Source organism: Thalassobacillus sp. C254, from assembly GCF_001310615.1.
In genome coordinates, this window is sequence record NZ_BAXQ01000016.1 from 1 (window position 1) to 21924 (window position 21924).

At 44.2% G+C, this 21924-nt stretch carries 16 protein-coding genes and 7 pseudogenes; 20 read left to right on the plus strand and 3 right to left on the minus strand.

Annotated elements, in window-relative coordinates; genetic code table 11:
* The 19 genes and pseudogenes from JCM19033_RS24335 to JCM19033_RS14505 form a co-directional block, all read left to right on the plus strand.
* Positions 1-205, plus strand: a 205-nt coding sequence (locus JCM19033_RS24335; RefSeq protein ID WP_054636804.1) for a hypothetical protein, incomplete at its 5' end; no start/stop codon positions are given.
* Positions 206-395: 190 nt separating this feature from the next.
* Positions 396-959 (plus strand): ribosome hibernation-promoting factor, HPF/YfiA family, encoded by a 564-nt coding sequence (hpf, locus tag JCM19033_RS14420; protein WP_054636857.1) that lies wholly within the window; start codon positions 396-398, stop codon positions 957-959.
* Between the two features lie 349 nt (positions 960-1308).
* Positions 1309-3841 (plus strand): annotated as a pseudogene (gene secA, locus JCM19033_RS14425) (preprotein translocase subunit SecA).
* Between the two features lie 377 nt (positions 3842-4218).
* A pseudogene (gene prfB, locus JCM19033_RS14430) lies at positions 4219-5284 on the plus strand (peptide chain release factor 2).
* A gap of 148 nt (positions 5285-5432) precedes the next feature.
* On the plus strand, positions 5433-6254 hold the full coding sequence (locus tag JCM19033_RS14435) for a transporter substrate-binding domain-containing protein (RefSeq protein ID WP_054636805.1): 822 nt from the start codon (positions 5433-5435) through the stop codon (positions 6252-6254).
* Positions 6218-6601 carry a PAS domain-containing protein gene (locus JCM19033_RS14440; protein WP_198153525.1) on the plus strand — a complete coding sequence of 128 codons (384 nt, stop codon included), beginning with the start codon at positions 6218-6220 and terminating at the stop codon, positions 6599-6601. The genes JCM19033_RS14435 and JCM19033_RS14440 overlap by 37 nt, the downstream gene beginning before the upstream one ends.
* A gap of 56 nt (positions 6602-6657) precedes the next feature.
* A complete protein-coding gene (locus JCM19033_RS14445; RefSeq protein WP_054636807.1) occupies positions 6658-6978 on the plus strand; it encodes a histidine kinase dimerization/phospho-acceptor domain-containing protein in 321 nt (106 codons plus the stop codon).
* Positions 6979-7114: 136 nt separating this feature from the next.
* Positions 7115-7453 carry an ATP-binding protein gene (locus JCM19033_RS14450; RefSeq protein ID WP_198153526.1) on the plus strand — a complete coding sequence of 113 codons (339 nt, stop codon included), beginning with the start codon at positions 7115-7117 and terminating at the stop codon, positions 7451-7453.
* A 21-nt stretch (positions 7454-7474) separates the two neighbouring features.
* Positions 7475-7738, plus strand: coding sequence for a response regulator (locus JCM19033_RS27580; protein WP_306301362.1), 264 nt, complete (start codon positions 7475-7477; stop codon positions 7736-7738).
* Between the two features lie 176 nt (positions 7739-7914).
* A complete protein-coding gene (locus tag JCM19033_RS14455; protein ID WP_306301363.1) occupies positions 7915-8835 on the plus strand; it encodes a sigma-54-dependent Fis family transcriptional regulator in 921 nt (306 codons plus the stop codon).
* Between the two features lie 171 nt (positions 8836-9006).
* Positions 9007-10024: pseudogene (locus tag JCM19033_RS14460) on the plus strand (TAXI family TRAP transporter solute-binding subunit).
* 229 nt (positions 10025-10253) lie between these two features.
* Positions 10254-10553, plus strand: coding sequence for a DUF1850 domain-containing protein (locus tag JCM19033_RS14470; protein WP_269758252.1), 300 nt, complete (start codon positions 10254-10256; stop codon positions 10551-10553).
* A 5-nt stretch (positions 10554-10558) separates the two neighbouring features.
* A pseudogene (locus JCM19033_RS14475) lies at positions 10559-12530 on the plus strand (TRAP transporter permease).
* A 36-nt stretch (positions 12531-12566) separates the two neighbouring features.
* The gene (locus tag JCM19033_RS14480) at positions 12567-13352 is read left to right on the plus strand and encodes an SDR family oxidoreductase (RefSeq protein WP_054636811.1); all 786 of its coding nucleotides are present in this window, start codon (positions 12567-12569) and stop codon (positions 13350-13352) included.
* A 286-nt stretch (positions 13353-13638) separates the two neighbouring features.
* A pseudogene (locus JCM19033_RS14485) lies at positions 13639-14480 on the plus strand (YitT family protein).
* A 36-nt stretch (positions 14481-14516) separates the two neighbouring features.
* Complete coding sequence (locus tag JCM19033_RS14490; RefSeq protein ID WP_054636812.1) at positions 14517-14852, plus strand: cytochrome c; 336 nt, start codon at positions 14517-14519, stop codon at positions 14850-14852.
* 608 nt (positions 14853-15460) lie between these two features.
* Positions 15461-16146: pseudogene (gene ftsE / locus JCM19033_RS14495) on the plus strand (cell division ATP-binding protein FtsE).
* Complete coding sequence (ftsX, locus tag JCM19033_RS14500; RefSeq protein ID WP_054636813.1) at positions 16136-17029, plus strand: permease-like cell division protein FtsX; 894 nt, start codon at positions 16136-16138, stop codon at positions 17027-17029. Before ftsE ends, ftsX begins: the two are co-directional and overlap by 11 nt.
* Positions 17030-17112: 83 nt before the next feature.
* Positions 17113-18639 (plus strand): murein hydrolase activator EnvC, encoded by a 1527-nt coding sequence (locus JCM19033_RS14505; RefSeq protein ID WP_054636814.1) that lies wholly within the window; start codon positions 17113-17115, stop codon positions 18637-18639.
* 49 nt (positions 18640-18688) lie between these two features.
* Here the strand turns inward: JCM19033_RS14505 and JCM19033_RS14510 are convergent, their stop codons facing one another.
* From JCM19033_RS14510 to JCM19033_RS14520, 3 genes are all read right to left on the minus strand, one after another.
* On the minus strand, positions 18689-19324 hold the full coding sequence (locus tag JCM19033_RS14510; RefSeq protein WP_269758253.1) for an STAS domain-containing protein: 636 nt from the start codon (positions 19322-19324) through the stop codon (positions 18689-18691).
* Positions 19325-19330: 6 nt separating this feature from the next.
* Positions 19331-19525: a hypothetical protein gene (locus JCM19033_RS14515; RefSeq protein WP_054636816.1), complete on the minus strand. Its 195-nt coding sequence runs from the start codon at positions 19523-19525 to the stop codon at positions 19331-19333.
* A gap of 501 nt (positions 19526-20026) precedes the next feature.
* Positions 20027-20518: a hypothetical protein gene (locus JCM19033_RS14520; protein WP_269758241.1), complete on the minus strand. Its 492-nt coding sequence runs from the start codon at positions 20516-20518 to the stop codon at positions 20027-20029.
* 370 nt (positions 20519-20888) lie between these two features.
* Between JCM19033_RS14520 and JCM19033_RS14525 the strand changes: the two are divergent.
* A pseudogene (locus JCM19033_RS14525) lies at positions 20889-21725 on the plus strand (manganese catalase family protein); the annotation flags it as partial.
* Between the last annotated feature and the right edge of the window lie 199 nt (positions 21726-21924).

Sequence of the window (21924 nt, forward strand, 5' to 3'; positions counted from 1 at the left end):
ATGTGGTGCCAGGCACCCGAATGAGGTGCAGTGTGTAGAAAAGGGTGCGGTCCGCGTGAAGCAGTCGTTTGGCCGGCGAGTCATGTTACAGGGATGTGACAACTTGATGTGGTGCCAGGCACCCGAATGGGGCGCGGTGGGTAGAAAAGGGAGAGAGCCGCGTGAAGCAGTCGTTTGGCCGGCGAGTCGTGTTACAGGGATGTGACAACTTGATGTGGTGCCAGGCACCCCCAAAAGGCACCCCCAAAGGCACTCCCCGAAAAGCACCCAAAAAAAACCGAAAAAAGCACCTGAAATTGGGTGTCGAAAAGAAATCTTTGGTTATTTGTCGTTTTAGAAGGGAATGGATGAAGGAATATAGAATTAAAGAGGTACTGAAAGGAGGAGTTCATTTGATGAACTACAACATTCGTGGCGAAAACATTGATGTAACTCCAGCATTAAGAAAGTATGTAGAAAAGAAAGTCGGTAAGCTAGAAAGGTATTTTGACACTACCCCAGTAGCAGATGTCCACGTGAATATGCAGGTTCTAAACAGTCAAAACATCATTGAAATTACAATTCCAATGCCTCAACTCCTTTTAAGAGCAGAAGAACGACACACGGACATGTACGCTGCTATTGATCTTGTTACGGAAAAGCTGGAAAGGCAGATCCGTAAGCATAAAACGAAAGTAAACCGTAAGTTCCGCCAAGATGGAAGCGTAAAGTACATGTTCAAAAATGAACTGGAAGAACTCACAGAAGCTAACGGTGAAGCTGTTCTGGAAGATGATGACGAGTTGGAAATTGTCCGTAACAAACGGTTTAACTTAAAGCCGATGGATGCGGAGGAAGCCATCCTGCAAATGGATATGCTCGGTCATAACTTCTTTGTTTTTGCAGATGCAGTAAGTGGTTCCACGAATGTGGTGTACCGTCGCAAAGATGGACGCTACGGATTGATTGAGCCAGAATAAAAGCGACAAAGAGGTCATTTAAAAAAAACTACAGAATGAGAGGGCGCAACTGTCACTAGACGGTTGTGCCTTTTAACGCTTTAAAGCTATATTGGCGCAAACCCGTGAAAGGAACAGGCTGTCACTTGGAAGGTGGATATTCAAGATCAGTCCATTCGATTGTTACAATAACATTACATCTACAAAAGGTGCCAGGCACCCCTTAGAGGGGTCTTTCATATAATGACTTCTTCTTCCTTTCTTCACGGTTTCTCCCCCGTTGTAACGAATAAGACAAACTGATAAAATGAAGCATAAGTGCGAGACTTATTTTCATCTGCAGATGAAAGAGAGGACGATGATTTAAATTATGATGGGCTTGCTAAAAAAAGTCATTGGAGATACAAACCAGCGTCAAGTGAAGAAGTTGGAAAAAGCAGTGGTCCAGGTAGAATCACTGGCTGATGATATGAAGAAGCTGTCGGATGACGGTCTCCGCCAGAAGACAGAAGAGTTCAAAGAGCGTTACCAAAATGGTGAGTCTCTTGATAAGCTTCTTCCGGAAGCCTTTGCGGTTGTTCGTGAAGCAGCAGGACGAGTGCTGAACATGACTCCGTTTAGAGTCCAGATTATGGGTGCTCTTGTGCTTCATGACGGAGATATCGCTGAAATGAAGACAGGTGAAGGAAAAACGTTGGTTGCCACCATGCCGGTATATCTGAACGCGATTACTGGTAAAGGAGTGCACGTGATTACGGTCAACGATTATCTTGCCCGTCGTGACAGTGAACAAATGGGTGATTTATATAGATTTTTAGGATTAACTGTAGGTTTGAACGAAAAAGGAATGACAAAAGACGAAAAGCGTGAAGCGTATAGCTGCGATATCACGTACGGGACCAATAATGAGTATGGTTTTGATTATTTGCGTGACAACATGGTTCTCTACAAGGAGCAAATGGTGCAGCGGCCACTCAATTTTGCGGTAGTCGATGAAGTCGACTCTATTTTAATTGATGAAGCTCGTACACCTTTGATCATTTCCGGTTCAGTAGAACAGACAACCCAAATGTATGCCGAAGCGGATGCATTTGTACGCTTTTTAAATAAAGAAGAAGATTTTACTTTTGATGAAAAAACAAAGAATGTACAGCTGACCGAAGAGGGCGTTAATAAAGCAGAGCGTCACTTTAACATTGAGAACCTTTTTGACGCGAAAAATGTTTCCATTACCCACCATATTAATCAGGCTCTTAAAGCCCATGTTGCCATGGTAAAAGACTCGGATTACGTGGTTGATGACGGTGAGGCGGTCATTGTTGACCAATTTACAGGTCGTTTAATGAAGGGACGCCGTTACAGTGACGGCCTTCATCAAGCCATTGAAGTAAAAGAAGGCCTTCAAGTTCAAAAAGAAAGCATGACTTTGGCGTCCATTACGTTCCAGAACTATTTCCGTATGTACCAAAAGCTTGCAGGGATGACGGGAACGGCAAAGACCGAGGAAGAAGAATTCCAAAATATTTATGGGATGAATGTAACTTCTATTCCTACGAATAAGCCGATTGCCCGTGAGGACAACGCCGATTTAATTTACAAGTCTAAAGACGGAAAGTTTAAAGCGGTGGTTGAAAAGATAGAAGAGCTTTATAAAACAGGACAGCCGGTGCTTGTTGGTACTGTAAGTGTAGAAACCTCTGAACACGTTTCGAAGCTATTGAAAAAGCGTCGTGTTCCACATAATGTCCTTAACGCAAAAAATCAATGAAAATGAAGCCAAAATTATTGAAAATGCCGGCCAGAAAGGTGCGGTTACAATTGCAACGAACATGGCAGGACGAGGAACAGATATTAAGCTTGGCGAGGGTGTAAGAGAGCTTGGAGGCCTGTATGTGATAGGTACAGAGCGTCACGAAAGCCGTCGTATTGATAACCAGCTCCGGGGACGTTCCGGTCGTCAAGGAGATCCTGGTGTATCTCAGTTTTATCTTTCTATGGATGATGAATTAATGCGCCGTTTCGGCTCGGACAACATGCGTGGCATGATGGAAAAGCTGGGCATGGAAGAAGATCAGCCTATTGAAAGCAGACTAGTCAGCCGTGCAGTAGAAACAGCTCAAAAACGAGTAGAAGGCTCCAACTTTGATACTCGTAAGCAAATCCTTCAATATGACGATGTGATGCGTGAACAGCGTGATATTGTATACGCTCAGCGAATGGAAGTTCTCGAGTCAGAGAATCTGAGTGAAATTGTCATGAAAATGATCAATTCTACCGTTGAACGAGGGGTTAGGGCGCATACACCTGAAGAGGAAGTTCCTGAGGATTGGGATCTTGATGCTATTGTGAACTACCTGAATGGCGTGGCCTTTTCAGAGTACGAAATGACTACAAAAGAAATCTGGGGCAAGGAGCCTGAAGAAATCATTGACCTTGTCATGGAAAAGGTGAAAGAAGAGTACAAGCAAAAAGAAGACGAGGTCGGCGAAGAGCATATGCGTGAGTTTGAGAAAGTCGTCATGCTCCGCGCTGTGGATCGCAAATGGATGAATCACATCGATCAGATGGATCAGCTTCGTCAGGGTATTCACTTGCGTGCATACGGGCAGAATGACCCTCTTCGTGAATATAAGTTTGAAGGCTTTAACATGTTTGAAGAGATGGTAGCCTCTATTGAAGAGGAAGTAACAACTCATGTGATGAAAACCAAGATTGAGTCTAATAATTTAGAGCGTGAGCCTGTTGCTCAGGGGAAAGCAGTTCATGGCAACAATACGGAACGAAATGAAAAGAAGCGCCAGCCAGTCCGGAAAGCACAGGAAATAGGTCGTAACGCGTCTTGCCCTTGCGGCAGCGGGAAAAAGTACAAAAACTGCTGCGGCGTGGCAAAGGCAAAGGCATAAATCAAGGTGCCAGGCACCGGCGATGGTGCGTAATATAAAAAGTGCCGCAATGCCTGGTGCAAAGGGATTTCCTGAAAAAGGAATGTTACAACCGGTCGTGGTGCCAGGCACCCCAAATGGGTTGTAATATAAAAAGTGCCGCAATGCCTGGTGCAAAGGGATTTCCTGAAAAAGGAATGTTACAACGAGTCGTGGTGCCAGGCACCCTAAATGGGTTGTAATATAAAAAGTCTCGCGGTGCCTGGTGCAAAGGGATTTCCTGAAAAAAGAATGTTACAACGGGTCGTGGTGCCAGGCACCCCAAAAGGCACCGCGGTCCAAAATAATATGAGGTGACAATTGTGGATTTTGCAGATATAAAGAATGAACTTTCAACTATGGCTAAACGTTTAGCGGACTTCCGGGGGTCTCTTTGACCTCGCTGAAAAGGAAGAACGAATCGCTGAATTAGAAGAAAAAATGACTGAGCCTGGCTTTTGGGACGATCCCGACAAATCTAAGAAAGTCATCGATGAATCTAACGTTCTCAAAGAAACGGCAAATGGCTTTAAGAGCCTTGCTGACAAGTACGAGAATCTTGAAGTAACATACGAGCTCGTCAAAGAGGAAGAGGATGAAGGGCTGTACGAAGAGCTTGAAGAAGGAGTAAAGGAGCTTAACAAAGAGCTGAATGACTTTGAACTCCAGCTTCTCTTAAGTGAGCCGTATGATAAGAAAAACGCCATCCTTGAGCTCCACCCAGGAGCAGGCGGCACGGAGTCCCAGGACTGCGTCCATGCTTTTGCGGATGTACACACGCTGGGCCGAAAAAAGAGGGTTCCAAGTGGAAACACTTGATTACCTTCCAGGCGATGAAGCAGGAGTGAAAAGCGTAACCTTATTGATCAAAGGCCATAACGCTTATGGCTACCTGAAGGCTGAAAAGGGAGTTCACCGTCTTGTCCGGATTTCTCCATTTGATTCCTCGGGACGCCGCCATACATCTTTTGTTTCCTGTGAGGTTATGCCGGAAATGGATGAGGATGTTGAAATTGAGGTGCGGACTGAGGACCTTAAAGTTGATACGTACCGGGCGAGCGGCGCAGGCGGGCAGCATGTCAACACGACAGATTCGGCTGTCCGGATTACACACCTGCCAACCAACACGGTGGTAACCTGCCAAAATGAGCGCTCTCAGCTGAAAAACCGCGAGCAGCTATGAAAATGCTAAAAGCGAAGCTGTATCAGCGCCAAATTGAAGAACAGCAAAAAGAACTCGATGAAATCCGCGGTGAACAAAAGGAAATTGGCTGGGGAAGCCAGATTCGATCCTATGTGTTCCATCCATACAACATGGTAAAGGATCATCGTACAAACCATGAGGTTGGAAACACAGCTTCAGTCATGGACGGCGGCCTTGATGCTTTTATTGATGAGTATTTACGTTCAACGATGAAAACTTGATCACGCTGAATCCTTATACCCTCTGAACTTCTGGAGACAGAAGAGCAGGGGGTTTCTTCTTTTTCATTTCTATTTCCTTCTGCTTCCTATGGTTTCTCTTACTTAAAACGATTACACTGAATATAGGAAAAAAGGAGGTGGGTGAGCGATGTGGAAAGCTGTGTCTATGCTATTGCTGGCGTTAGGTTTAGCGTTCAGCTTTTCGTATGTAAAAGCAGAAGAAGATCTCCATCATATACCGGTAACAGAACAGGAATTCATCGTGGCTTATGACCCTGACCTGCCCCCTCTCCATTTGGAAAACGAAAACCTCGATGGGTTTTCTATTGAAATATTTAATGAAGTGGCTGAAAGAACTGGCTTACGTATTCAATACATCCCTATGTCAAAGGAGGAATCTCTAGAGGCCATCCGGGAAAGGGAAATTGATATGATTCTCAGTATTAATTTTTCAGAACAGGATGCGGAGTTTATGGAGTTCAGTGAATCCATTCTATCAAGCTCTGTCGGGCTGGTGGTGCCTGCCGAGGAGGAAAACATAGAAGGCATTACAAGTCTTAGCGGGCAGGTCACGGCTTTGCAGAGGGAAACCATTGAATACGGCTTTTTACGAAATGTTCAAGGAATCAGATATCAAGCCACAAGTAATCAGGTGACAGGGCTGGAGCTTCTTGTCAGCGGAAGAGCAGACGCTTTTGTTGGAAACGTTCTCACAGCAGAACACTTTTTTGAGGAACGGGACCTGATTGAAAATTACCAGGTGGTGAATAACTATGTTCTTCCCGTTGAATTTTCTGTTGGAGTCCAGGGAGAGCACTATCAGCTGCTACATACAATTAACAGGGGCATCCGTGAGGTGAAAAGCGACGGAACCTATACTCAAATTTATGAAAACTGGTTTGTGGATGAAGAAGAACAATTAATAAGTCAGCTTTGGCGGGCTCTGCAAATCACAGGGGTGCTTTTTTAGCCATTATTATTTTGCTGCTTCTTGGTGTCCGCTGGAACAGGCAGTTAAAGCGAGAGGTTGATAAAAAAACAAGGGTGCTGAACCGGTTGAATCAGTCTCTTCAATACCAGGTTGAGCAGACAAAAAACAGTACCGAGTTTCAAAGGCAGATCTTAAACTCAAGCCCCCGGGGCATCATTACGATTAATGACAACAGAGAAGTAACTACGATTAACCCGAAAGCGATACACCTTTTAGAAGCAGAGGAGGACATAAAGGGAAAAAGATTCGAAGAGCATCCTCTTCTTAAGAAGCTGCTGGAAGGAAAGTATGCACAGGTCATGAAAGGGAGGGAAGACAGTTTCTAGGGCAGGAAACGATATGGACAAACTCTCAAAATGAAAGCTTATACCTTCGCTATTATGTGTATCCTCTTTATAATTTTGCAAGTGAGATTACTGGAATTATATTTGCCATCGAGGACAATACTGCTGAACAGATGGTGAGGCAGCAAATGTTTGAACAGGAAAAAAATCAGGCTTTAAGCCGGGTTGTGGCAGGGATTGCTCATGAAATCAGAAACCCCCTTTCATCCATTAAAACCTTTGTTGAGCTGATTCCGAAAAAATTTCAGAGTGAACGGTTCCAAAAACAAATAACTACCCACGTCCCCCGGGAAATAGACAGGCTCAATCAATTAATAGAAGCTGATAGATTATGCACGGCCGAAAACTCAAAGTGTTGAAGTAGTTAATCTTATTTCCATAGTAAAAGATTGTGCAATACTATTTGAAAGAACTGTAAACAATAAAGGTTTTATTCTGGAAACAGATTGGCCGGAACAGGTTTGTGTAAAAGCAGATCCTGACCAGCTCAAACAGGTGATCATCAACTTAATGATAAATGGACTGGATGCTATGGAAGAAAGAAAAGACGACAATTCCCTTTCTTTACAGCTTACAGTAAAAAAAGGACCTTCATCCGTGTTTGTTATTGTGAAAGACGAAGGACCGGGAATTACTGAGGAGGCAAAGAAAAAGGTATTCGAACCTTTTTACACCACAAAAGCAAAGGGCACAGGCCTTGGCTTGTCTATTGCTCAGCAATACGTGAAAGAAAACCATGGAAAATTAAGAATTGATGGAGTAAAGGATAAAGGAACGAAAGTTGAGCTCGAATTTCCGATTGTTCCTTGCAGAGGAGAAGCTTCAAAGGAATAAGACAGGAGGGAGAGATAAGGCATGAAAAGAATACTGATAATAGATGATGAACCGTCTATATGTGCTTCATTGGAATTTGCACTGGAGGACGAATACGAGGTTGAAAGCACAACTGACCCGGATCAGGGAGTTCAATTAATCAAGGAAAGTCATTATCACCTCTGTCTTCTTGACCTGAAAATAGGAAACAGGGACGGTCTGGACGTTTTGCAGGAAATAAAACAAGAAAAGCCTGGCATGATCGTAATTATGATTACGCCTACGGCACGATTGAATCGTCAGTAAATGCCCTGCACCTGGGCGCTTATTCATACCTTACCAAACCTGTTAACACAGAAGAGCTTACCTCGGTCATACGCCGAGCTCTCCACTACAATGAACTAAATCATCAGGTTGAGTACTTAACTCAAGAGCTTGAAAAGAAATACAGCAAAGATGGGATGATCGGAAGCAGCCAATCCATGGCCAAGGTTTACCAAATGATTGACAAAGTAAAAGAGGTAGATACCAACGTGCTCATTACGGGGGAAAGCGGAACGGGCAAAGAGCTTGTGGCCCGGGCCGTTCATTTTTCCGGAAAGCGGAAGAGGGAGCATTTTGAGGTTGTCAATTGTGCAGCCATCCCGGAGCACCTCCTTGAAAGTGAATTATTTGGCTATGAAAAAGGAGCATTTACAGGAGCAACAGCCAGTAAGCAAGGGAAATTTCAGCTGGCTAATAAGGGGACGATGTTTTTAGATGAAATTGGTGATATGTCACTGGCTTTGCAGGCAAAGTTACTGCGGGTTTTACAATTGAAGGAAGTCACTCCCCTCGGTTCAAATCGGACGGAAAAATTGGATGTCAGAGTGATTGCTGCGACCAATAAGGATTTAAGCAAAGCGGTAGCTAACGGTGAATTTAGAGAGGACCTCTATTTTCGGATGAATGTTATTCAAATCGAACTCCCGCCTCTAAGAGAAAGAAAAGAAGATTTACCCTATTTGATCCGGCATTTTTTAAATATTTACAATGAAGAATTAGGGAAGGGCATCAAAGGCCTGACAAAGCCTGCTGAGACTAGCCTGCTTCAGCACAGCTATCCGGGAAATATCAGGGAACTGGCAAACATTGTCGAAGCTTCAATGGTTATTGCGGAAGGGGATATGATTGAGATTGATGACCTTCCCCCTTATTTGAACGAAGGAAAAACGTTGGAAGTTTCACGGGAACAAGCGGCTGAAGCTTTTGTCGGGTTAACAATGAAAGAGGTAGAAAAAGAGGTAATCCAGGCAACCTTGAAGAAAATGAAAGGGAGCAGAAAAAATACGGCTTCCATGCTTGGGATCAGTGAGCGGGGTCTTCGAGATAAGATAAAACAGTACAATCTTTCCGGTTCATAACCGGCAAAATATGCAGGACCGGCAGAAAATGCCGGTTTTTTTGTCGTATATGTGTAAGCGTTTCCTTGTTTTGAAAGCGTTTTAAAGAGTTTAAAAACTTGGCACGCTTTTTGCAATATATAATAAGCAGAAATGATTTTAATTTACTATTTTTATAAGGGAGAGATTTATATGAAAAAGAGATGGATATTTGCCTTTTCTACACTGCTGGTTCTTTCTGCATGTGGAGATAATGGAGACGAAGAAACGGCTGCGGATGAAAACGGTGGAAACGGAGGAGACGATGGGGAAGTAGAAACAGGAGACATGGACGCTGATTTCATTACTATTGCCACCGGGGGAACCTCAGGGGTGTACTATCCAATTGGAGGAGCGATTTCTAATCTTCTAGAAGGAGAGCTTGGTGCAGACAGCTCTGTGCAATCCACGGGAGCGTCTGTTGAAAATATTAATCTATTGGATACTGATCGTGCCGAATTAGCTATCGTTATGGGAGATGCAGTGTCTCAGGCCACTGAAGGAACAGGTCCGTTTGAGGAGGAAGGTGCAAAGGACGACTTAACAGCTATTGCTTCCTTATACCTAACTTTGTACAGGTGGTAACAACAGAGGGTTCCGGAATTGAATCTATTGATGATCTAGCTGGTCATGATGTTGGTGTTGGGGACGCGAACTCAGGTGTGGAGCTAAATGCACGCATGATTTTGGAAGCTCATGATATGTCCTATGACGATATAAATGAAGACTACCTTTCTTACAGTGAAGCTATCGACCAGATCCAAAACGGCATGATTGACGCTGCCTTTGTTACAAGCGGACTTCCGAACGCAACTGTAATTGATCTCTCCACCACAAACGACGCGAAAATCATTCCGATTGAAGGTGAAGGACTTGAGAACTTACAGGAACTGTATCCGTTCTTCTCTGAAGGAACCATTCCTGCAGGTACCTATGACAATGAAGAAGATATTACAACAGCGACAATTGAGAACCTTCTTATTGTAAATAACGAGCTTTCTGAAGATGCAGTGTACGACATTACAAGCACAATTTTGAAAACATTGAAACGATTCAAGGCTCTCACAATGCTGCAGAAGAAATTACCCTGGATACAGTAGAAGAAGGGCTGCCGATTCCATTCCACCCTGGAGCGGAAAGGTACTTTGAAGAGCAGGGTGTTCTTGACTAATTTTGCAAGGGAGGCAGGAGAGAGGCATCCGTCGTGATGCTTTCTCTCTGCTCTATATGAAAAAAGGCTTTCTATTTACCATGATGATCCTGCTGTCAGCTGCTGTAATGTTTCCTGTTTCAGCTTATTATTCGTCCTCCGGATGGGAGCTTATTATAAGCAGTCAGGAGACAGATAAAGTGACAAAAGTCAGGAAGCAGAGCCAGGGGATGAGCTTGTCCTGTCGTGGATTCATTCTGTGGAGAAGTCTCCATGGTCTGAGCTGTACAAAGTAACAGAGGAAGGAAGCTTGCTGTTGGACGAAACAGTATTTCAATCCTTCGGGGCAGGTGTTCCGCATCAAAAAGGAGACATGTCGGTAGAAAACGGTGAAGTGGTCATAAGGAATATAAATGAAGAGCATGAGGCCCTGAGGTGGATTCATTCACAAAATGTGGAGTTCACACTGTATTTAAACGGCAAAGAGGTTTTTGATGCCGAAGAACTGCCCCATCATGAAAAAATGGAAATGAAGATTGAAAAGAGGTGAAGGAGATGGAAACCAGACAGCAATTGGACCATCAGCAAAACTTAGATGAGAATCAAAGAGAAACCCTGGAAAAGTACGATAATGAATCGAGGTTCCGTGTCTTTGACAACCGGAAAATTGCTCTCGTTGTCGCTGGTATTGCTATTATTTTATCTATCTATCATTTATATACATCATACTTTGGCACTCCTCCAACGCTGGTGCACAGATCATTTCACGTCGCTATCGTGCTGGCCTTAATCTTTATGCTTTATCCGCCGCTGAAAAAGGCAAAACGAAACACCCTTCCGTGGTATGACGCTATATTAGCGTTGCTTGCTCTTTCCACGTCTGTTTATATTTTTATGGAATATGATTCGATTGTTAACCGAGGCGGGCTTCCCAATACATGGGATCTTGTTTTCGGAGCCATTCTTGTACTCCTTGTATTAGAGGGAGCCAGACGGGTAACAGGCTGGGGGCTGCCGACCCTTGCGATATTATTCCTCCTTTACGGGCTGTTTGGCCGGGAAATGGCCGGAATCTTCCGCCACAGGGGCTATGAATGGCAGGATATTGTAAACTTCATGTATGTAACAAATGAAGGGGTTTACGGAACAGCAATTGGTGTTTCTGCCACCTACATTTTCTTGTTCATTCTCTTTGGAGCTTTTCTCCAGAAATCAGGCATGGGTCAGTTTTTTAATGATATGGCTCTTGCGATTGCAGGACAGACAAGAGGCGGGCCGGCAAAGGTATCTGTTATTGCGTCCGGATTTTTAGGAAGCATTAACGGGGCTGCCGTAGCCAATGTTGTCACCACTGGTTCATTTACCATACCTTTGATGAAAAAAATAGGCTATAAGAAAAAACTTTGCTGGAGCCGTTGAAGCCTCAGCTTCCGTAGGTGGACAGATTCTGCCGCCAATCATGGGTGCTGCCGCTTTTATTATGGCTGAAATTCTTGGAATTCCGTACAGCCAGATCGCGCTTGCGGCCCTTCTTCCGGCACTCCTTTTCTATCTGGGAGTTATCGTTCAGATTCACCTGCGTGCTTCCAAGGAAGGGTTAAAAGGGATCTCCAAAGATAATCTTCCTGCGGTAAAGCAGGTTATGAAAGAACGGGGCCACCTGCTGATTCCACTGTTATTTTTAATGTATATGCTTTTCTTCAGCGGCCGGACCATCATCTATTCTGCCCTGTTGACTATTATCGTGACAGTTATTATTGCCATGATTCGCAAGACAACGAGAATGTCTTTGCGTGACATTTTAGAAGCACTGGAAAATGGTGCGCGTACAGCTCTTGGAGTGGCGATTGCGTGTGCCGCAGTTGGTCTGATTGTAGGTGTGGCAACGCTGACTGGCTTTGGTCTTAGCCTTGCCAATGCAATTGTTACCCTTGGCGGGGAAAGCCTGCTCCTTACCTTAATGTTTACGATGGTGGCATGTATTGTTCTGGGAATGGGGCTTCCGAGTATCCCAACCTACATCATTACTGCCACGATGGCGGCTCCGGCTCTTGTACAGCTAGGCATTGAGCCGCTTGTGGCCCACTTGTTCGTCTTTTACTTCGGTATTTTTGCAAATATTACACCGCCGGTTGCCCTGGCATCCTTTGCTGCTGCGGGGATTTCGGGAGGAAACGCAATGAGGACAGGGTTTGTTTCTATGAAGCTTGCCATTGCAGGGTTTATCGTTCCTTACTTGTTTGTATATAACGATTCTCTCCTCCTGACAAATACAACCTTCGGTGAAGGGGTACTCGTTGTATTTACCTCTGTGCTCGGAGTAATGATGCTGGGTACTGCAGCAGAAGGATATTTCATGACTCATATCAACCCTGTGCTGAGGATCCTGCTGTTCGGTGGAGCTTTACTCTTTATGAATCCAAATCTAATGCAGGATGTGATCGGGTTCTCCATCATCGCTGTCGTTATTTTCTTCCAATGGATTCGTGCGAAAAAAGAGGGTGTGGCATCTTTACGTGCAATATAAATAAAGAGACTTTTTTTGAAAGGGAGAGAAAAGAGTATGGATTTAGGACTTAAAGACAAGGGAGTCGTGGTTCTTGCTTCAAGCAAAGGTTTGGGCAAGGCCTCGGCCAGGCAATTTTCCTTAGAGGGTGCTTCTGTCATGCTGTCTGGAAGACATGAAGAAACACTTCAGAAAGCAGCAGAAGAAATAAGCAGTGAAACAGGAAACAAGGTGTATTGGAAAGTGTGCGATCTTCATAAGGAAGATGACATCCACAGTTTAATTTCTGAAGCGAAAGAAAAGCTGGGCCGTCTCGATGTTCTTGTAAATAACAGCGGAGGACCGACAGCTGGAACCTTTGAATCACTTTCGGATGAAGATTGGAAGAGTGCTTTTGAGCTCACGCTGTTAAGCTTTACTAGAGCGATTCGCAGTGCTCTTCCTCATCTGAAAGAAAACGGCGGACGCATAGTAAATATTGCTTCTTCCTCTGTTAAACAGCCGATTGAAAACTTGATGCTTTCCAATACGTACCGGCTGGGTGTGATGGGAATGGCCAAAACCCTATCAAAGGAGCTGGCCGGTGATGGTATTTTAATAAATACTGTCGGACCTGGGAGAATTGCAACAGACCGGACGGAAGAACTGGACAAGAAAAAGGCTGAGAAAAGGGGCCTGGACGTCAGTGAGGTACGATCGGAAAGTGAAGGAAACATTCCACTCGGCCGCTATGGTGATCCCGAAGAGTTTGCGAAAGTCATCGCCTTTCTTGGTTCGGGAGCAAACAGCTATGTAACGGGCCAGACAATCGTAGTAGATGGCGGCATGACGCAAGCCTTCTAAGAAAAAGAGCTTCTGCTTGAATAAAGCAGAAGCTCTTTTTTTGATAGGGGGTGCCTGGCACCAAAAAGACCGAATTGGAGAAATCGGAGCAGTGACGGGGTTTAGCATTACATTTATGTTACATTTCTTTTGGTGCCAGGCACCGTAATCGGGAGCGCGTTTACACCAGGGTTTTCCAGTGCTATACTACTGTGAATACAAGGAAGAACGTTAGTAGGAAGGTGTGGCCTGGATGGCTGTAACAAAGAAAGGAAACAGAAAGCGTCAGCCTGTAAACCCCAAAGCTATGTTTGCGTTGAATATGACGATGATTTTCGCTGGTTCTGCTATTGTAGCGATCGCGTATAACCTTTTTCTTCTCCCTAATCGTATTGCTTCAGGAGGAGTCAGCGGATTTGCCACTATCGTTTATGATGTGTTTGGCATCGAGCCCGCTATTACTCTCTGGGCTTTTAATATCCCTCTGTTTTTGGCAGGTGTCCTCCTTCTTGGAGCTTTAAATATGGTGCCAAAACAATTATTGGAACAGCCTTTCTGCCATTGGTTGTGTTACTGACCAGTGAACTGCCGCCAGCAACACAGGATCCCTTGCTCGGCGCTTTATTTGGAGGCATCGGGGTAGGTCTTGGTCTTGGCCTTGTGTTTCGGGCTCAAGCTTCAACTGGCGGAACAGATCTTGCTGCCCAAATACTCAATAAATACACTGGTGTTTCACTAGGCGCGAGTGTGGTCTTTTTTGACGGCCTAATTGTCTTTACTTCAGCGCTTGTATTTAACCTGGAGCTTGCCCTTTATGCATTGATCGGCCTGTATATTACAGGAAAAACGATTGATATTGTCCAAACTGGGGTAGGCTATGCAAAGGTAGCATTAATTATCACTAATGATGAAACACAAGTCCGCCAGGATATTCTTCAGAAGGTGGACAGAGGGGTAACCAGGCTTGAAGGATACGGCGGGTATACTGACAAAAAGCGACCTGTTTTAATGTGTGTCGTTAATAGAAACGAAGTCACAAAATTGAAACAAGTTGTTCAAGCTGCTGACCCGCACGCATTTGTAATTGTGACAAATGCCACAGAAGTACTTGGAGAGGGTTTCAAAAAGAAAGAAGTAGGGTATAATTGAGCCGTACTGTTTCTATTAAAGGAGGTTGGAAATATTATGAAGAAGTATTTAATGGCAATTGGCGGAAGCCTTGTACTTATTCTTGGTGCCTGTGGGGCTGAGGAAGAAGAACCGGTAGACGAAGAAGCACCACAAGAAGCTCCAGAGGAGGAAGAGCAAGCTGGAGAAACTCATGAGGGTGCCGGAGAAGATATTTATCAAGGAAACTGTGCCAGCTGTCATGGCGGCGACCTTGAAGGCGGATCTGGACCTGCACTAGCAGGTGAAGGATTTAGCGAGGACGAAGTTCTTGACGCCATTGAAAATGGCCGACCTGGTATGCCTGCTGACATCGTTGAAGGTGAAGAAGCAGAGCAGGTATCAGCTGGGTAGCTCAGCAGTAATAGATCACCAGTAAGGATGCTCTTTATGCCTTACATGATTGCAAAGGAAAAGGCATCTGCCAAAAAAGACCGGACAAGTTCCGGTCTGCTTACCTCTTAAACATCCCCCTTTGAAACCACGTCATCCTTCTATGAACACCTCTTCTTACTCATTTAAATTACCTCCTGTATGAATTACACCTGTCAGACCTCCCTCACCGTTTGTACATTTTCACTGTGTTACATCCTCGCTGAACCCATGATTTCACTCTTGTTTCCCTATGTACGTGAAATAAAAATGTAATACAAAGGTAAGCCTATTGCCACGATGAAGGTGATATAATGTGGAAGGATATCGAATTATGTTGAAAATATAGATAAGAGAATGAAGCGTGGTTTGTAATGACAAAATGGGCTTAATGCCGTTTCTCAAGGAAATCATTCCTTGGACAAGTGTATTTTCCGCTGAACTGTCTCATGGCAGAATAGATCAGGGAAAAACAAGAACGGTCAGCTTGTGCAATCTGTAAAAGAAAGACCTTCCCCGGTACAATTACTCTCCATAGCTGTTTTGACCTGTCCGAAATTCCATCCATTCAGATTCAGGAAGTGATCATTTTGATTGAAATGAAAGATGTTGAAAAAAGGTACCCTAATGGTGTCCGTGCGTTGAACGGGATTGATATCACCATTAAGAAAGGCGAGTTTGTCTATGTCGTAGGTCCCAGTGGTGCAGGAAAATCTACTTTTATTAAGATGATGTACAGAGAAGAAAAGCCATCCAGCGGGACAATCACGATTAATGGAACAAGGTTAGCTGACTTAAAAGAGAAACACGTCCCTCATTTAAGAAGAAATATTGGGGTGGTTTTCCAGGACTTTAAGCTTCTCCCTACGCTGACGGTTTTTGAAAATGTTGCATTTGCCTTAGAAGTTCTTGAGGAAAAAAGAACAGTTATAAAAAAAGAGTCATGGAAACCCTGGGTTTTGTCGGCCTGAAAAATAAGGCAAGATTCCTTCCGGATGAGCTTTCCGGCGGTGAACAACAAAGGATATCCATTGCCCGGGCGATTATTAATAATCCCAGCGTGCTGATTGCTGATGAACCCACGGGGAATTTAGATCCTGACACAGCGTGGGAGATCATGGACATACTTGAAGAGATCAACAGTCAAGGAACCACAATTGTGATGGCAACTCACAATAAAGACATTGTGAACACTATCAAAAAAAGAGTGATAGCTGTGGAGAATGGCCGAATTGCCAGGGATGAACGCAGAGGGGGATATGGATATGAAAGGTAGCACCCTCTTAAGGCACGGCAGAGAAGGCTTGAAAAATCTGGGACGTAATGGCTGGATGACATTCGCTTCAATCAGCTCTGTGACGATCATGCTTTTTGTCGTTGGTGTCTTTTTGCTTTTACTATTAAATATTAATGAATTTATGAGTTCTGTAGAAGATGATGTAGAAATCAGGGCTTATGTAGAATTGACTGCCTCTGCAGAAGAGCAGGAGGAGCTCTACGAAGAACTGCAGGATATTCACCATGTAGAAGGTGTTACATATTTGGATCGTGACCAGGGGCTGGAGGATTTAATCGAAAGCCTCGGGGATCAAGGAGAAAGCTTTGAAAGTCTCCGGGACGAAAACCCCCTGAATGATTTGTTTGTTATCTCTGCTGAAGAACCTCAACAGACAGGAGCAGTGGCAGAGGAAGTGGAGGGGCTTCAGAATGTTGAAAGAGTAGATTACGGGCAGCAGGTAGTGGACCAGCTGTTTACATTTACAAATATACTGCGTATTGCTGGTTTGGTTCTTGTTCTCGGACTCATGTTTACCGCGATGTTCTTAATCTCCAATACTATTAAATTAACGATTATTGCTAGAAGAAAAGAAATACAGATTATGAAGCTGGTAGGAGCAACCAACGGTTTTATCCGCTGGCCGTTTTTCGTAGAAGGGATCCTTCATGGAATGATTGGGGCCATTTTGCCTATTGTTGTATTGGTTACAGGCTATACTTATTTTTATGACTTTTTTAATGATAGATTTCAGCTGGCGTTTATTGAGTTACTCAGTGTTTATCCATTGACCATCATCGTTGCGGTCATACTGGCGGGGATTGGTGTCTTCGTAGGCATGTGGGGAAGCATGATGTCTATGAGAAAGTTTTTAAAAGTTTAGCAGGATGGCTGGCAAAAAGGCTCCATGCCCTTACTTGTCAGTACTGAAAATAGCAATATCCAAAACAAGGAGGAGACGGAATTGTGAAACAAACACTGGCTCTAAGCATTCTGGCTTTTATGCTCATTTTTTCCGGCTTCTTTCCATCTCCACATTCCAAGGCTGTTTATGCTAATGAAGAGTTAGAAGGGAAAATAGAAGAAATAGAGGGACAGCGCGAGGAAAATCAAGCAGAAGCAGAGAAAACGGAAGAAGAGATAGAGGAAGTTAAAGAAAATATTACCGAGGTAGAGATTGAGATTCGAGAGCTTGACGAGGGTATTGTCGAAGCTAACCAAAAGGTGGAAGAAAAGAAAGCTAGCATTGAAGCTACTAGTAATAGAATTGATGAGTTGAACGAAGAAATTAATAAGCTGCAAGTACGGATCGAGGAAAGGGACGATATTTTAAAAGAACGTGTCCGGGCTATGTACCAAAACGGCGGCTCTGTGAATTACCTGGAGGTGCTTCTTGGAGCGCAAGGCTTTGGAGATCTCCTCGATCGTATAACGGCTCTCACAACCATTGCAGATCAAGACCGATCCATTCTTGAAGCACATAAAGAGGATCATGATCAGCTTGAGGCGGCCCAAAGTGAAGTTGAGGGCCAGCTTTCTTCACTTGAATCCCAGCTTGAAGAGTTAGAGCGTTTAATGGTGGAGCTTGAAAACAAGCGTGGGGAAAAAGACGAGCTGATTAATAATTTAGAGGATGAAGAAATAGAGCTTCTTGAACAGCTTGAGGGAATTGAAAATGAAGAGGAAGTATTAGCAAGGCAAAAGGCAGCGGCGGAACAGGAATTAGCCGAGTGGCAACGTCAGGAAGAGCTTCGTGAGAAAAGAGAAGAGGAAGAACGAGCTGAGCGTGAGGAGGCAGAAAGAAAACGAGAAGAAGAGCAAACCCGGCAGAGTGAACAAGAGCAGCAGGAAAGAAGTGAGAATGCAGTGGCAGCCTCTGCTTCTGCTGCAGAAGCCAATACAGAAGCCAGTGCAGAAGAAAGTGAAGATGGCAGCTCTTCTGAGGAAGAGTCCTCAGGTAATAATGCTGAAAGCTCCGCGAGTGCTTCAGAAACGAGCGCCGCACCGGCAGACAGCGGAACCCGCTTGCACAATCCGGCAACGGGAAGAAGAACGTCGGAATACGGCCCGCGCTGGGGACGAATGCACCACGGTCTTGATATTGGCCAGGGTGGAAGATCTAATGTACCTATCATGGCAGCAGAGTCAGGGACAGTTATTGAGGCTCGTTATATGAACGGGTATGGAAACACGATAATGATTACTCACAATGTAAACGGTCAGACCTTGACGACTCTTTATGCCCATCTCGATTCCATAGGGGTCTCCTCAGGAGAGCGTGTGAGTCGTGGCCAGCAAATAGGCATTATGGGTAACACCGGCCGCTCCACAGGGCCTCACCTTCATTTTGAAGTACATGAAGCGGCTGGAACAGCGCCAAGTCTAATTCGGTTAACCCAAGAAAATATATTGATTAAAAAAGCATGGTTGAAGGGGCTAAGAGGCTGCCTTCATCCATGCTTTTTTATGATTCCATTTCCATCAACTGAATAGGTGAATCACGCCTTACTGGGTGGCTCTGCTTTCAAGACTTTGAGAAGGGTTATTTATTTTTTTGCAGAGTAAAGCCCAGAGCTTTCAAAGCGTCGGCAAGGTTCGATTTTACTGTCACCTCTTTAAAATCCGTATCCTGTTTGATGGCTTCCATCGCAAGGTCAGGGCGTACACCTGTTAGGACAGGTTCGGAGCCGATAAGCCGTAACGATTGTATAATTTTAAATAAATATACAGCAGATGAACTGTCAAATTGATGTAAGCCAGACAGATCAAGGATAAAATAATCCAGAGAGGAGTCGTGAGCTTCTGCCAGCGCCACTTCTAAAATTCTTTCAGCGCGGAGCTGGTCAAATTCTCCTATGATTGGCAGAACCACTACTCCTGGAAATATGGGGACAATAGGAACGGAAAGGGATTGGACTCGCTCGTTTGCGCTGTCTAAATCAATCACATATCCAAGAAGATCAGCCATGGTTGTGAGCAGTTCAATGTCCTTGTCCGTAAAGGTAACAGGTCTGGTGTCCAGGGCACAAAGCGTGCCATAATTCTCCCCGTTGTTTCGCATGATAGGGACGCCGGCCAGGGACCCTCCCCCAAGGTTTTTTGTTACTGCCATATCCTTTGTTACCTCGTCCAGTTCTAAGTGTGAAATGATAAACGGTTCCCGACCGTTTTGAACAATAAATTGTCAGTAGGACTCTTCATATTCTGTTTCGAATCCAGCTTCGATAATGACCCGGTCCCGGTTAAAAGATTTTACGATTTCTACATCTTGTTCATCGTTTTTAGCAATAAACAAAGTGTTTACTTCCATTAGACCGCTAACCATCTTTAGTACATTTTCGGCTGCATGGTCGAATGACGTGAAGGAATAAGGAGTCATGTACTCCCTCCTTTCGATTAAGTATAAGAATGTATTTTAAAATGTTCTGTTTACCTAAAGAAATACGACTAGCGTCCTGTGTCACATCTACTAGGGTAACATTAATACATTCGTTTTATAAACTACTTTTCCCATAAAACAAAAATAGAAAAGAAGAGAGAGGCTCAGGGAAGCAAGAAGAGGAAAGGCTAAAAAGAGTGCTGCAACGGAAGGGGAAAACGGGGGTGGAAGTCTTACCATCCCGTAAACTACAGCTTTTTGCCCTGGTAAGTTTGATAAAATTCTTGTCTTTGTTCGGGGGTCAGTCGTGGGCATTTATAACAGTAAGGTTGTTTTGTCCGCTTGTAATTTAAACAGCAGACAGGCTTCGTGTATGTTGTGGAGTTGTCCACAGGATTGAGTATAGGGCGGATATGAAAGTGGAGAGGAGATTGCTTTTCTAAAAAAACTCTCCTGGAGCATCGTTTTTTATGTAATTCCAATCCTTCTCCAAAAGGTGTTTCACTTCGTCAGATTCACGAGCGGAAGCGAGCTCCAGAAAGTGAGGCACCTGATAGTATAATTGCCCCCAAAGCTCTCGGCTTGGCAATCCAGCAATAGCGGACCATTGTTGAAAGACAGGCGAAAGAACCTTTTGATAAAAATATTGGATATGAGACAGACGTGCCTGGTGAGAAGAGTCGTGAAAGGTCTCAAAGTCAGGAACGTGATAGGTGAAAATTGGCTCTCTTTTTCGGTAGCTGGCAGCGGAGAGAAAACGCTTTGAAAGTCACAGGAATGTCCTGAAGCTGCGGCCCAGTGGACAAAAGCAGCAAAGCGGCTGATACGGCTGGCTAAAAAGACAGCTGTTACGTCATTTCCGGGTGCGTATATTAATGGCTTGTACCATTCAAATAAGGCGGAAGAATCCTCTTTCCGTGTTAATTCCAGCAGCTTATGGCGATACGTACCAATCGCATGTTTGCTTTTGGTGACGGAAAAGACCTTTAACATGTTTTCATTCATACAACCAGACCTTTATGTAGTATTGTGGTGCAATTTTTCTTCTAGGGTGCCTGGCACCCTGAGGAAATGTAATTCAATTGTAATAGAAAATAAAGCAGAAACAGTGGTATATAGGGAAACCCTGCATTTCCATGTTCTAGGGTGCCAGGCACCAGCCAAACGGTGATAATGATTATCATTTAAAAGTGTAAAGGATTCAGAATAAATGGTCAATACAAATCACTGGCTGAAAAACTAGAAAAGAGAGTAAGCAGATAAATCCCTGCTCCGCTTGTGCCTCTCTAAGAATGAAATAGAAGGAATAAGACGGGCTGACTTATATATATAGTGAAGAGGAGGAATGAAAGGAGGGGGCAAGTTGTTTTATCACGTAAAGGAATTGCAGTACCACGCTAAGCCCGACAGGCCGGACCCTATTTTTGCTAAAAAACTGCAGGAAGTCTTAGGCGGTCAGTTTGGAGAAATCTCAGTAGCACTTCAATATTTGTTTCAGGGCTGGAATACAAGAGGAGATGGAAAATACCGGGACTTATTAATGGATACAGGAACAGAAGAGCTGGCACATGTGGAAATGCTTTGTACAATGATTGCCCGTTTGCTTGATGGTGCCCCTGTTGGAGATTTGGAGGAAGCGGCCAAGGACCCGGTGCTCGGCGCTATTCTTGGCGGAATGAATCCTCAGCATGCGATTGTCTCCGGGCTTGGAGCTATGCCTGCGGACAGTGTGGGAAATCCTTGGACGGCAGCCTATATTAACGCAAGCGGAAATCTTCTTGCTGACTTTCGTATGAATTTAACCTATGAATCTCAAGGCCGTTTGCAAGTATGCCGGTTATATGAAATGACAAATGACAGGGGAGTAAAAGATATGCTTTCCTGGCTCATTGCCCGTGATACGATGCATCAAAATATGTGGTATGCTGCAATTTGTGAATTAGAAGAGCAGGAAAATATTGTTGTGCCTTCCACATTCCCCAGGAAGCTGGAAAAACAAGAGGTGGCTTATACCTATTTTGACCTGTCGAGAGGGACAGAGAGCAGTAAAGGAAGGTGGGCCTCAGGGCCGAGCATGGATAGCTTAGGGGAGTTCACCTATGTTGAAAATCCTCCGCCGTTTGGAGAGAAGCCATTCATTCGCCCAGCTCCCCCGTACATGTTTAATACGCCACCCCACGTATTGAAACATATCCCTCCCCATCGGGCTGAGGCAAGCAAGAAAGCTTTGAAAAGTGATGAATCTCTTATACAAGTAAAACAGGTGACGGTAATCATTCACATAAATATTTTTCCTGTTGAGGTTCAGAGATAGAGGAGACCAGCTATTGACCAGATAAGGGTCAATAGCTTTTTTTACTGGGAAAAAAGAGATAGAATTGACTATTACCAGGATATCT